Annotated in this window: 10 protein-coding genes; 5 read left to right on the forward strand and 5 right to left on the reverse strand. The window is 50.2% G+C overall.

Annotated elements, in window-relative coordinates; translation table 11 throughout:
• Window positions 1-166: 166 nt before the first annotated feature.
• Window positions 167-1696 carry a S8 family serine peptidase gene (locus IE064_RS18200; protein ID WP_189618907.1) on the reverse strand — a complete coding sequence of 510 codons (1530 nt, stop codon included), beginning with the start codon at window positions 1694-1696 and terminating at the stop codon, window positions 167-169.
• A gap of 263 nt (window positions 1697-1959) precedes the next feature.
• Here IE064_RS18200 and IE064_RS17115 point away from each other — a divergent pair, with 263 nt between their 5' ends.
• The gene (locus IE064_RS17115; protein ID WP_189618908.1) at window positions 1960-2403 is read left to right on the forward strand and encodes an OsmC family protein; all 444 of its coding nucleotides are present in this window, start codon (window positions 1960-1962) and stop codon (window positions 2401-2403) included.
• A gap of 108 nt (window positions 2404-2511) precedes the next feature.
• On the opposite strand, the gene IE064_RS17120 is transcribed toward IE064_RS17115, so the two are convergent.
• Window positions 2512-5784, reverse strand: a complete 3273-nt coding sequence (locus tag IE064_RS17120) for a S41 family peptidase (RefSeq protein ID WP_189618909.1) — start codon at window positions 5782-5784, stop codon at window positions 2512-2514.
• A 283-nt stretch (window positions 5785-6067) separates the two neighbouring features.
• Here IE064_RS17120 and dauA point away from each other — a divergent pair, with 283 nt between their 5' ends.
• The 4 genes from dauA (at window position 6068) to IE064_RS17140 (ending at window position 10829) form a co-directional block, all read left to right on the forward strand.
• Window positions 6068-7813, forward strand: a complete 1746-nt coding sequence (gene dauA / locus IE064_RS17125) for a C4-dicarboxylic acid transporter DauA (protein ID WP_189618910.1) — start codon at window positions 6068-6070, stop codon at window positions 7811-7813.
• Window positions 7814-8061: 248 nt separating this feature from the next.
• Window positions 8062-8553 carry a 5-(carboxyamino)imidazole ribonucleotide mutase gene (gene purE / locus IE064_RS17130; protein ID WP_133039719.1) on the forward strand — a complete coding sequence of 164 codons (492 nt, stop codon included), beginning with the start codon at window positions 8062-8064 and terminating at the stop codon, window positions 8551-8553.
• The gene (purK, locus tag IE064_RS17135) at window positions 8554-9636 is read left to right on the forward strand and encodes a 5-(carboxyamino)imidazole ribonucleotide synthase (protein WP_189618911.1); all 1083 of its coding nucleotides are present in this window, start codon (window positions 8554-8556) and stop codon (window positions 9634-9636) included.
• Window positions 9637-9665: 29 nt separating this feature from the next.
• Complete coding sequence (locus IE064_RS17140) at window positions 9666-10829, forward strand: sensor domain-containing diguanylate cyclase (RefSeq protein ID WP_189618912.1); 1164 nt, start codon at window positions 9666-9668, stop codon at window positions 10827-10829.
• Window positions 10830-10840: 11 nt separating this feature from the next.
• Here the strand turns inward: IE064_RS17140 and IE064_RS17145 are convergent, their stop codons facing one another.
• From IE064_RS17145 to gshA, 3 genes are all read right to left on the reverse strand, one after another.
• Window positions 10841-11467 (reverse strand): transglycosylase SLT domain-containing protein, encoded by a 627-nt coding sequence (locus IE064_RS17145; protein WP_133039718.1) that lies wholly within the window; start codon window positions 11465-11467, stop codon window positions 10841-10843.
• A 112-nt stretch (window positions 11468-11579) separates the two neighbouring features.
• Complete coding sequence (locus IE064_RS17150) at window positions 11580-12008, reverse strand: hypothetical protein (protein WP_229800131.1); 429 nt, start codon at window positions 12006-12008, stop codon at window positions 11580-11582.
• Window positions 12005-13624, reverse strand: a complete 1620-nt coding sequence (gene gshA / locus IE064_RS17155) for a glutamate--cysteine ligase (protein ID WP_373295292.1) — start codon at window positions 13622-13624, stop codon at window positions 12005-12007. Before gshA ends, IE064_RS17150 begins: the two co-directional genes overlap by 4 nt.
• Window positions 13625-13748 lie beyond the last annotated feature (124 nt).

Consider the following 13748-nt stretch of genomic DNA (forward strand, 5'->3'; position numbering starts at 1 on the left):
TTTGCCTCTTTGACTTCGCTAAAAATCGAGGAAGCATTTAGCATGAGTAGATATACGGGCAAAGCCCTTTCATGAATGATAACCACCTACTGAAGTAGGTGGTTTTGGGCTGACAATAAAAAAACGCCACAAAAAGCAGTGGCGTTTCCGGCATAACATTGCACCATTATCGACAATGTTTTCCCTTACAAGTGTTGTTGCCTCCGCCAGCAGTGCAGCCGTTTAGCGCCAAGTAGTTGGCAGCGGCCTTAGCTTGCACCAAGCCAAAACCGGTGTAGTTGTCACGACCCGCTGTGTCCAAATCTTCGGCTGTTTGCTGCAACGCCGCCCGGATCTGTTTGTTGGTGCACTGAGGAAAGTGACTCCACACTAACGCAGCCACCCCTGCCACATGAGGTGTGGCCATAGAAGTCCCATCAAAATAGGCATAATTGCCGGGACCAATAGCGACAGTTGCGTCATTACCTATATCCAACAACATTGCCGCGCCATCATCAGCGGTTACCCCAACAGCCGGGATAGCCGTGACGGTGGTACCAAGCGTTCCGTTCAACTGCCCCGCAGTATTGTTATATATGATCGCGGCCACGCCGCCACCTTGTTCACAAGCTAGTACTTTATCAGCAAAGGAGATATTGCCACGCTGCAGCAAACATACCTTTCCAGCGGCATTACACTGCTGTTCTCCGCTACCGCAGTCCATCAACACGCCTGACGCAATCCCCGTAGGCGCACCCTCCATAGCAATTGCTAGATAGTCGTGATTTGCCACACTAGTTGCTGCCACCAACGCAGTTCCCATCGGCACCGAAGAGAGAACCCCGACACCAGGCCCCGAAAGTTCAACCTGGCTATTATATTGGGAGAAATCAGCATGCTGCTTATTTTCATCTACAGCAGCGACAGATACCACGGAACGATAGGAGGCGGGATAAGAGTATCGGCTATTACCGTCATTACCCGCTGCGGCAATGCTAAGGATGCCAGCGGTTTCTGCCGCCGCAAACGCTGCATCTTCGGTACGGCTCTTAATACTGCCACCCAGGCTCATATTAATCACTTTGGCCCCGGCGGCTTCACAAACATCTAACGCCGCGATCAGTCCTGATGAATATCCCCAGCCATCCGCATTAAATACTTTGACAATGTACAGGTTAAGATTGCCATGGGGATTAATGCCGACAACACCGACGTCATTACTGAGCGCTGCAATAGTACCCGCGACATGAGTACCGTGATGATTTTCATCCGTGAACCAATTGCTAGTACCACTATCATTGGCACCTTCAACCCTATTGCCGCTGAGATCTTCATGTGCCAAATCGTAACCAGAATCAATAATGCAGACTTTGATGTTGGCAGTCACGCTATCACTGACTTGATCAGCCTGTACCAGCGGGATGCCATAGGGAACCGTCTGAGACATCAGGTATCGCTTGGCATCCTGTTCCACATACTCTACGTTGGGATTATGAGACAACCCTGTAAGTGCCTGCGCGGGCAGACTAAATGCCGCCGCATTGTGCTTTGGCAAATCCAGCGCCAACTTTGCGCCCTGCGCATTAAGAACCGCTTTCACCGCCGGCCCGTTCCCCTCTTTAAATTTGACAATGTAACGTTCATTTGCCTGTGTGGTAGCTGTTATACACAGAGCCAGCAGCATGGCAGAAAGCACAGCCTGAAGTAGGGTTCTCATTGCACTCGCCTCCAACACTTACATGGTTGAGCAGTAACTCACCTGTTAATGTTATAAAAATGTTATAGCCACCCATTAACAATTACGCAAGTCGCTACGGCCGAGCAGGATAATTTAAAAAATCTGCTTCATAATCAATTACCCGCGATGACTATCGATTAATTTATTCATATAAATCAATTAATAATGACTAGAGAAGACAAAGAACAGAATTCTGAGCTATAGTGCACACACACTTTTAAGACGTAATGCAGGAATCAGCTATGAGTTTTCATGTCACTGTGTCATGGGAGACTAGCCCAGCCCCTGAAGGGGAATTTAACCGTGACCACCATATTCAGTTTGGCAGCGGTCAGCATATCGAAGCATCCTCTGCACCGGAATATAAGGGCATTGAAACCAAGGTGAATCCGGAAGAAAGCCTGTTGGCCGCCATTTCTTCCTGTCATATGCTGACCTTTTTAACTATTGCTCACCTGAAGCGTCTGCCTGTACTCAGTTACTGTGACAAACCTGTCGCTGAGCTGGGGAAAAAGGAATCTGGCAAAGTGGCTATCACCCACATCTTTTTAAAGCCGCAGGTGACCTTTGCCGAAGGCGCTGACGTAGATAGGGAAACGCTGGAAAAGATCCATGAGAAGGCACATGCCAACTGCTTTATTGCCAATTCACTGGCCAGCGATACCAAAGTAGAAATTGAATTCTAAGAAGTGGATGTTACCGGAGCGATTACAGCTTGCCCGGTAACAGCTAAAGTAGCGGCAAATACCGCGATAAACGTAAAACAGCCCCGCTGCATGCGGGGCTTAATTTTATTACGGACGCACGGGTAACGCTTCACCACGAGCAGGCATAACACCTTGCAGCGGTGGTACAGGATCAGACTTCAGCTTATCCTGCAGGTACACTAATGCTTTCTGCAACTGCGCATCCTGTCCTTGGAACGTTGCAAATGGCAGGTTATCCACTTCAATATCTGGGCTGACACCGCGACCTTCCACGATCCAGCGACCATCCATTGCATATTGTGGATATTCAGCGACCCGAGCCATACCGCCATCGGTCAGGCGGTTTCGCCCCGACAGCCAGACCCCAGCCCCTGCGGTGCGTTTACCTATTAACGGAGCAATGCCAAGCGCCTTAATACCTGCCGAGAAGGTTTCGCCATCGGAATAGGTCAGTTGATCTGTCAGTACCACCAGATGACCACGGAAAGTCTGTTGCATATTAGCGTTCGGTGTACCATGGGTGGGTTGCCAAAACGCCCAAGCTTTGCGCAACAGTTTTTCAATAATCCAGCTGTCGATATTGCCGCCGCGATTACGGCGAACATCGATAATCAACCCCTGTTTATCATAGTTTGCATAGAATTCACGGGCAAAGTTGTTGATGTCCTCAGCCCCCATGGCATACAAGTGCAGATAGCCAATCTTCCCCTGGCTGGCATCACTTACCTTAGCCGCATTGTGATATACCCAATCCAGATAGCGCAGTTGGTTATCATCATTGAGGCTGACCGGTTTAACCACGATTTTGTGACTCTGCTTACCCCTTTGTATCTGCAGCAACACCTGCTTGTCTGCCTGATTACGCAGTAACGCGGTGATATCAGCCAGATTAGCGATCTTGCGGCCATTGAAATGGGTAATAATATCGCCATCAGTAACATCAACCCCAGGTTGTGCCAACGGCGAAGCCTGTTGCGGCAGCTCTGGATCGTTACGATAGATATGGCTGATGACTACGCCATCCTTGGTCTGTGTCAATCTGGCTCCCAGTGCTGCCGGTTCAGGGGCTTGAGGATCGGTTGCAAAATCGCCCCCGCGCACCTGAGAATGCAGAGCGTCTAGCTCTCCCATCATCTGGGTGAAAATATCCGCGAGTTCATGGCGGTCGGTCACTCTTGCCAACAATGGCTGATATTTGGCCTTGGTTGCCTGCCAGTCCACACCACGCATCTTCTTATCAAAGAACGATTCACGGTGCATCAGCCAAGCATCATCAAACATCTGCCGCCATTCCAGTTGGGGATTAATCGCCAGTTGCCAGCCATCGAGCAGTACTTTGGCGTGATCCAGATCTTTACTGATTTTCTCACCGGCATCCACAATCAACATCTGCCCGTTTCCTGTGCCTTTGAACAGGAATATCTTCTTGCCATCTTCGGACAACTGATACCCTTTGACATCGTCAGCAAAGGTTTCCAGTTTCGGCGATAAGTTGTCGAATTTGATGAATTTCACATCCTGTTGTCGTCCGTCAAGGCTCCATTGCTTTAGATACAGCCCGTTATCATTAAGCTGTAATGAGCCGTAATTGCCGGACGGCACTGGCACCTGCCACAGGCGCTGTGCCAGACCTTGCCAATCCACTTTGACCTGCACCGGGTCTTTATCTGAATGACTGTCAGCGGTTTCTTTGCTACTCAGTTCGTCCGGATGACGGAACGGAAATTCCGCATGCGGGTCCAGTGCCAGTGCGAAAATATCGGCTCGTTTATCAAATACCGGGCCCATATTGCGATCGCCCCACGGCGAAGTAGGCGTGCTGTTAAATTCTCTATTTGACAGGAAATACAGCCACTTGCCATCGCGACTAAAGGCTGGCGAGAACGATTCATACTTATCGCTGGTCAGTAGTGCAGATTTACCATCTTCCACCGCATACAACATGATTTGCGGCCTTGGACTACCCAGAACACTGCGAGTAATGGCTAGATAACGACTATCTGGTGACCAAACGATGTCCTGATAAGGTGCCAACCCTTCGTTGTTACTGACAATCTTACTATTGCCTCCTTTTTCAAGATCCAACAACCACAGATTGCCTTGATAATCATCGTTTGCCAGATAGCGTCCGTCCGGTGACAACACCAGACTCATGCGCATGTTATTACCATCTTTGGTGAGTTGTTTGGCAGCATCACTGCCATCGGCGGCATAACGCCAGATCTCTTGCTCACCCGAGGCGTCGGAGATAGCGTAAATCCACTTACCGTCTTTACTCATTACCGCATTGCGCAGGCGATAGCTGCCATCCGTCGCCAACTGTATCAGGCGAGAACCATCAGTACCCGCCACGGCGACATGACTGCGCGCAGTCAACACGAGCTTGTTGCCAGCAGGTGCCAGATTAAAATCGGCAATATACTTCAATGGATTATTGACCCAATGTTCACGCCGCTCAGGAAAATCTGAGGCGAGATGAATCGACAGCGTCTTATCGTTACCACTGGCAATATCCACCATGTGGATATCAGCACCTAACTGAAACACTATCCGTCCTTGATCCAACGCAGGTGAGCGCACCTCAAAATCTTTATAGTCGGTCAGTTGTTTAACATCGCTACCGTCACTGGACATCGACCAGATATTGGCATTACCACTGGCATCTGACACAAAATACACCCGGTTATTCCACACCATAGGTGAACGGATTGAACCTTGGTGGTCAGGCAAAAGCCGCTGGGCTTCTTGCTGCTTGCCAAGTTGATAACGCCACAAAGTACCAGCTGCACCACCGCGATAAACCTTGGCATTGTCGCCCGTTACCTGCAGGCCAAAACGCACGAAATAGACATATTCGCCCTTGGCGTCCACGGCCCCCTGCACCGCATCTGCCAGCGGAATATCGTGAGTTGTCAGCGTTTGCGGATTGACCGACCGCAACACCCAGAAATTCGAAGGCCCTTGCGCATTATCGGTGGCGTACAGCACTTCACCCTTGGGTGTCCAGCCCTGCAACTTAACCCGGCTATTTTCGAAGGTTACTCTTTTAGCAATGCCGCCATGCATAGGAAGGGTATAAACCTCTTGCGCCCCGTCATAGTTGGCCGTGAATGCCAGCGTCTGCCCGTCTGGAGAGATTTTCCCATCAAGTTCTTCAGCAGGAAGACTAGTCAAACGACTCGCATGGCTATCCCCTAGTTGTTGCGTCCAGATATCCCCTTCAGCAGTAAATACCAAGGTATTGCCGTGAAGATCTGGCGTGCGGTAATAACCCACATCAGGCGCAGGCGCCGCAAGCACGCTGCCAGCAAACGTGCCAAGTGCCAGCATGCAGCAGGCGACGGAATGACGAAGTTTCATGAATGCCTCTTGTTATTCGATATGCAGTATTGCTAGTTCAACTGCCAAATTAACAGAGAAAACAGCGACATTCAGCTGCGTATCAATGAAGAAGTTTTAGCAAATGTGTCAACTGCCAGCGGAAGAAATTCGCCCAAGATGAGCAACTGAAACGTTGCTAAGACTATAGTGCAATAATGCTATACACAAAGTTTATATGTGATATAAATCACATTTGAACCCACAGCAGCTCCCTAAAATATGCCGCTCGCTTTTTGAGTCCTCAGCCGCAGGAGCTTGTATAGTGCCCAATTCAACCAGTTTTCGTACTCAGTTATTTTCATTGCATCTGGGCTATGCCCTGCGAGAAGTCATCACTAAAGAAGGCTACCGCGGCCGCAATCTGCTGCAGGATCTGGTGGCTGGTATAACGGTTGGCATCATCGCCATTCCCCTCGCCATGGCGCTAGCCATCGCCAGTGGTGTGCCGCCGCAATATGGGTTGTACACCTCAATTGTTGGCGGGTTTGTCATCGCTTTATGCGGCGGCTCACGCTACTCCATTTCCGGTCCAACAGCAGCGTTTGTGGTATTACTTTACCCCATTGCCCAGCAATACGGGCTGGCAGGCTTACTGATGGCAACGGCAATGTCGGGCATCATCCTGATTATTATGGCGCTGCTACGGCTTGGGCGGCTAATTCAATACATTCCGCAGTCGGTGACACTGGGTTTTACCGGTGGTATCGGTATCGTCATTGCCATTTTGCAGTTGAAAGATTTTTTCGGTTTGCAGATTGCGGAAATGCCAGAACACATCGGCGGCAAGTTACAGACGCTGGCATTAGCGCTGCCGCAAACCCACTTGCCCAGCTTGAGTGTTGCTGTAGCAACGTTAGCGGTGATGTTGTTGTGGCCCAAACTAAAGCTGCCACTGCCCGCCCACTTACCAGCGATTATTGTGGGAAGTATACTGGCATTGCTGTTTGCCCAATTCGGCTGGCAGGTCGAAACCATCGGCAGCCGTTTTCACTACTTACTGGCAGATGGTTCTCAGGGCAACGGTATTCCGCCTTTTCTACCAGGATTTGAATGGCCATGGCAACGGCCAGGGCCAGATGGTACGCCGTTAGGACTGAGTTGGGATAGCATTCGGACGTTAGCACCGTCAGCTTTTGCCATCGCCATGTTGGGGGCTATTGAATCATTATTGTGCGCCGTAGTGCTGGACGGCATGACAGGTAAGCGTCATAGCGCTAACAGTGAACTCCTAGGCCAGGGCATTGGCAACATCGTTGCACCACTGTTTGGTGGGATCACCGCCACTGCGGCAATTGCCCGCAGTGCCGCTAATGTGCGTTCCGGTGCTTACAGCCCGATATCAGCGATGATCCACGCCATAGTGGTTTTGCTGGGGCTGGTGGTGCTGGCCGGAGTGCTGTCTTATTTGCCAATGTCAGCAATGGCGGCATTGCTGATGGTAGTGGCTTGGAACATGAGTGAAGCGCCCAAAGCCGTGCATTTGGTGAAAACCGCACCGCGTAGCGACATCTTGGTATTTTTCTGCTGTTTATTACTGACGGTACTGTTCGATATGGTGGTAGCCATTTCCTTTGGGATCATGTTGGCAGCACTGCTATTTATGAAAGAAATTGCTGAAATGACCCGGCTTTACGACCTGGTAGGCAATAAGCGTTACCTTGAGCAGAACGTGCCGGATGATTGGGCGGTACTGAAAATCAATGGGCCGTTATTTTTTGCTGCCGCAGAGCGGATATTCGCCGAACTTGCCGCAATGGCACAGAACAAAAAAGTCATTGCCTTAAATCTTGACGGTGTGTCAATGCTTGATGCTGGGGGCTTGGCAGCACTGAACAAGCTGGTCAGCAAATGCCGTGATGAAGGTACCCGACTATTGATCAGCGATCTGCAGTTTCAGCCCATCCGTACCTTGGCCAAAGCCAAAGTGCAGCCAATCCCGGGCGTGCTCAAATTCTATCCTTCCATGAAGGAATTACTGGACGAAGAGTTGCCCGTATCCAAAGAGTGATGCGTGATTTGTCCTCAAAAAAGCCGCTTCTTAGCGGCTTTTATATTTTCTAGGCACATCATGTCCGGCAGTCTTAGTCGTTTTAACAGAACGGAATTTTCTGTGACCGGAGCAGCGAAAATCACCTCACCATGCTATTATGCCGCCACTATTTTACCCGGTCAGTGACTGACGCCGGGTCTGTGTTACCCTACGTCTGCCAGCAGACCTATAACTTACACTAAAAATTGCTGTTTTAAGGAGTTATGATGCAAGCCCTCGTTGCTGTCGTTATGGGGTCAAAAAGTGATTGGCCCACCATGGAAGCAGCCGCTGAAATCATGGATGCCCTCAAAGTGCCTTACCACGTTGAAGTGGTCAGTGCTCACCGCACCCCGGATAAATTGATAGCCTTTGCTGCCAACGCTGCTGACAAAGGATTCAAAGTTATCATTGGTGGCGCGGGTGGCGCCGCGCACCTTCCCGGAATGCTGGCCTCCAAAACCCGCTTGCCTGTGTTGGGAGTGCCGGTGCAGAGTAAGGCTCTCAACGGCCTCGATAGCCTGTTATCCATAGTACAAATGCCCAAAGGTATCGCGGTTGGGACGTTGGCGATCGGCACTGCTGGAGCCTATAACGCCGGCCTACTCGCGTGTCAGATACTGGCAACCCATGATGCGGCGCTGGCATCGCGTCTAGAAGCATTCCGTGAAGCGCAAACACAAGCGGTGCTGGAACACCCGGATCCTCGGGAGGAATAAATGAGCAGTAAAGTATGGGTACTCGGTGATGGTCAATTAGGTGCCATGCTGGCTCACGCTGGCAAACCTTTGGCGCTGGACGTGCGGCCGATAGATATCATGCAGCCGACCAATGAACAACTGCCGCTGGCGACCGATGACATTATTACCGCGGAACGGGAACAATGGCCGGAATCGGCATTAAGCCTGCAACTGTCAACACACCATAATTTTATCAACGGCCCGGTATTTGGCCGACTGGCTGACCGTTTTACACAAAAAAGTCTATTGGATCAATTGCAAGTGGCTACCGCCCCCTGGGAACTGGTCGACAACTACAGCACCAGTGCGGCGCTGCATGCACAATACGGCACGCGGGTACTGCTCAAACGCCGTACCGGTGGTTATGATGGCCGCGGCCAGTACTGGTTGAAGCAGTCTGAAAATAGCGCAATTCCTGACGACTGGCGTAACCTTGCCATTGCGGAACAGGCCATTGACTTTGATGAAGAAGTGTCCTTGGTTGGCGCCCGGGCGCAAGATGGCAAATGCTATTTTTATCCACTCACGCTGAATCTGCATCAGGATGGGATCCTGATGGCTTCCATCGCACCATTAGCACGATTGGCACCACTGCAGTCACAAGCCGAGCAGATGTTGAGTACCATTATGCAAGGGCTCGACTATGTCGGGGTCATGGCAATGGAGTGTTTCCGCCTCGGTGACAAGTTGCTGGTAAACGAGTTGGCACCGCGAGTACACAACTCGGGTCACTGGACTCAAGCAGGCTGCCATATTGACCAGTTCCAGTTACATCTACGTGCGCTTTGCAACTTACCAATGCATCGCCCACAGGTGAATTTTCAGTGTGTGATGATCAACCTGATTGGCATTGATAGAGACGATCGTTGGCTGAGTCTGCCCAACGCCGAACTTTTCTGGTACAACAAAGAAGTACGCCCAGGTCGTAAAGTAGGTCATCTGAATCTGTCAGTACATCACCGGGTGCAACTGTCGGACTGCATACAACAACTGAAAGCGTGGATGCCGCAGCAGTACCAGGCACCATTGGAGTGGGTTATGGCGGAGTTTTTTCGCACCTGAGTCTTGTTTTTTGCAATAGGATTGCAGCATTGACACCATTATCCAGCGTTAAACCTCTAGTAAAAACCGGCTTCCTCTGGTGGTTGCTGGTTGTGCCGCTGCTGCTGTTCTCCTTGTTGTTCTGGGCCTTCAATGGCGGTCATCATCTGCCTTGGTTATTACTGGCCGGTGTAGCAACGGTTTTTATCCTAGCCATGACCTTGGGATATTTTCTGTATCAAGCGCAGTTCAACCGACTGCAACAGCAACTGCAACAACTGCGAGATTTGAGTGACGCCACCAGCGAGCTGCTGGCATTACCGGCGCAATGTCATTCAGAAAATGCCTTTCTGCAAGCGTTGCTCAATAAAGCGGTGGCTTTGGTTGAAGGCGCAGAACTAGGTTCAGTCATTCTGATCCAGGGGCATGAACGCAAATTACATTTTGCGGCGGCTTATGGTCAGGAGTTAAAGAAACTGCAGCAACTCAATATGCAGTTACCACAAACCTTTCAGTATCGGCTTACCGGTGGGCGCTGTGACCGGGTGATTACCATCAACGATACTGACGACACCGATGATCAAATAGCCCGGCAGTTATTTGGTGGGCAACTGATCCGTGCAACACTCTCCAGCCCGATTTATGTTGAGGGTAAACTGTATGGGCTGTTAAATCTCGACAGTACAGAGCCCGATTGCTTCAACGATTACGATGCCACAGTCATCGACATGCTGTCTAAAGAGGCCGCCAATGCTGTTGCGCTGTATCAAAAGTCGCAGCAGATCCACCAACTGACCTGTTATGACACGCTTACAGGGCTGATGAACCGCAGTTATTTCGAGCAGCAAGCAGCACAATGGTCACTGCGACAACAACTACCAAGCTATCTATTGCTATTGGATATTGATGAATTAAAACGCATCAATGAACAATATGGTCATGATCATGGCGATGAAGTATTACGCCAATTAGCGCAACTACTGCAACAACAATGGCCGGCTAAAGCCCTTATGAGTCGTTTGAATGGCGATAAATTTGCACTGTTGTCCTATGGTGACGCCGCGCAATTGAGTGACTGGCTACAACAGGTACGCAGCGATTTTGCGACACAACAACCGGGAGTTTATTTCAGCAGTGCGTTAGTCCCTTTTAATGGCAATGTCGCAGAAAGTCTGGACGTAGCCGCGCAAATCCTCGACCAGCAACGTACTTAACACTGCGATTATCAGCCGAAAAACAGCCGCCATAGCCAAGAAGAGTCTAGGTCATCTTTACAGCCGCGATACTGCACTGCGTATCGTTTGGCTCGTGCCTCTACCTTATCAGAAACCTTAATCAACCAGCGTTTGCTACGGTAACTTCCCCGCTTATAGCCACCCCAGCCTTCGTGATAATTAAGATAGAGCCTTTTCGCATCCCATTTTGAAACGCCATTGATTTTATTGGTTTTATAAATAAACCAACCCATAAAATCCATGGCATCATCAAAGTCACTACGACTTGACCAACTGTTGCCAGTTTCACGCACATAGTCATCCCAGGTCATGGTCTTAGCCTGAGCGTAGCCGTAAGCATCACTGGCACGCCCAATGGGGATAAAGCCGAGGAAATACTCCATGGGAGGCGCGGCATTGTGTTTGAAGGAACTCTCCTGATACATCATTGCCAACGGCACATGTACGGGTACCCCCCACTTATCACGAGCATCAACAGCGGCGTCATACCAGGAACGATGTTCTTTAAAAATGGCGCAGATATTATCTGGATCTTTCGGCGGCGATGCAGCACATCCCGCCATGAGTGATACGGTCAACGCCAACGGCAGTAACCGCAGAAAAGAGCTACGAAACATACGGAAGTCAGGCACAGAAACATTCCATCAGTACAGGAAGTGACATTGCCGCTTCCACAAAAACACCGAGGTTAGTTTCGCCTGAATTATCAGCGAATTGCAACCCTGAAAATCAATTATCAACAGGCAGTTCGCATTCTGCACTTTCCTGGGAACGGATCTGCGGCTGCCAGTAGCCCGTATCGTCACCACTATATTGACGATCAGTATTGAATTTTGCTGCGAGTTGGTAACGCTGTTCCGCCTGAACCTCAACCTTGATCTCTTTTGGCACTCTCGCCGCCAGTCGGACCTTTAATTCAGGCGCATCGATAAGTTCAGACACCCGAAATGTGTGCTCACCAGGGCGCAACTGATAGTTGGGTTTGGAAATCACCGGCTTACCATCAATGTGGGTTACTACCAATCGATAAAACCCCTCTGCGGGCGTTGGTTCAGCATAAGTTGATACCACGCCACAGGCGGTCGCATCATCCGGGGCAGAAGCACAGCCGTTGAGCATCATCAACGGCAGCGCAGTTATTAACCAGCAATATTTCACGTTAACTGCATATCCTTTGTTGTTGCGGTTGCAAAGTATTGCGCCAGAAAATCATCAAAGCTGAGTTGATCTTCTTGCTCCATCTGTTGCTGTTTGGCAATAGATGCGGCGGCTTCAGCTTCAAAAGCAGCAATAGTGGCATCACTCAATGGATAATCCAGCAGTTGCTGGCGATACTGTTCTGCCAACCCTTTGACCCAAGCCCCATGTGATTGGCCACTGGACGCCAGATTGGCCAAAACTCGACCTGACAAGGTCTTATCGGGATCGATGACCGCTTGCTGCCAGTAAGCTAGTGCTTCCTGATATTGCTGACTATCGGTGCCATCCAGTAATACCGCCACCTGCGCAAGTTCGGCGAACAGCTCCTGCATCCATTGTAATCGACTAATGGCAACCCCCTGACGCTGTAGCATCAGCCCGGGCTTACGCCCCTCCAGCACAACCGCTTTGAGGTTAGCAGCAATTTCCTTTTCCCCTGCATCGTCAGTGATAGGGGATGGTGACAACAAACAATAAAGCAGGAACAGATCCAATAACCTTAGCTGCGATGCCTCGACCCCAACCGGGCTAAACGGATTAACATCCAACGCCCGCACTTCAATATACTCTACGCCAGCCCGAGCTAATGCTTCGGAAGGTTTTTCGCTATCTTTCGTGACTCTTTTAGCGCGGATGGGTGCGTAAAACTCATTCTCAATCTGCAGAATATTGGCATTGAGCTGACGATACTCGCCATCCACCTTGACGCCAATTCCCGCAAATTTGTGCGATGGCAATTTAATTGCTGTACGAATACCGTTCAGATAATCCTTTAGCGAGTTGTAGCTGATAGACAGCTGTTCTTGCTCTTTATTGGTATACCCTAGGTCGCTCATCCGCAATGATGTGGCATAAGGTAAAAACAGAGTTCCCTGTCCCATGCTCTCAAACGCCAACTCGGTTTGCTGGCCTTTAATAAATGAGCTACATAACGCTGGCGATGCCCCGAACAGGTATGGAAGCACCCACACTAAGCGCCGATAATTACGGATCAAACCGAAATAGGTATCAGATTTAAAGTCGCACAAGGACTGGCGCTGGTCCGTTTGCGCGTATAACCAATGCCACAGCTTATCGGATACCGAGAAATTAAAATGGACACCCGCGATAATCTGCATCAGCGCCCCGTAGCGATAAGTTAACCCTTTGCGGTAAAGGCTCTTCATCCGCCCTTGGTTGGAAGTGCCATAATAAGCAATCGGAATTTTCTGCTCATCACCTACATAGCAAGGCATACTCACGGGCCAGAGTTTCTGACCATTGAGATGACGTAAGGCAAATGCGTGGGTTTCAGTAAGCCCTTTAAGCATTTCGTCAATGTCGCCAGACACTGGGGTAATGAACTCGAGCAGCGCTTCACTGTAATCGGTGGTGATCCGCGAGTGCATCAACGCCGAGCCTAAAGCCACTGGATGTGGATCCAATGCCAGTTGATTGTTTGAGTCAATACGCAGGGTTTCGCGTTCAATCCCTCGCTGCATTCCCAGCAGAGCAGAACGGCCTTCGGCACTGGCAAGCAGCGCTAGTGTTTCGCTAAATGGCTTCAAATTGAATATCTCTTTTCCGGCAGACACAACAGATTGGCTGTTGCGCCCGAGACACCCGAGTCCCCGGAGATCGGGCCTCCGGTCCCAACGGACATTCCGGTGCAGCTTGTTAGATGCTGCCCAACATAAGGCCTAAGGGGCTGTCAGGCAA

The sequence above is a fragment of the Shewanella fodinae genome (assembly GCF_014651955.1).
In the GTDB taxonomy this organism is placed as follows: domain Bacteria; phylum Pseudomonadota; class Gammaproteobacteria; order Enterobacterales; family Shewanellaceae; genus Shewanella; species Shewanella fodinae.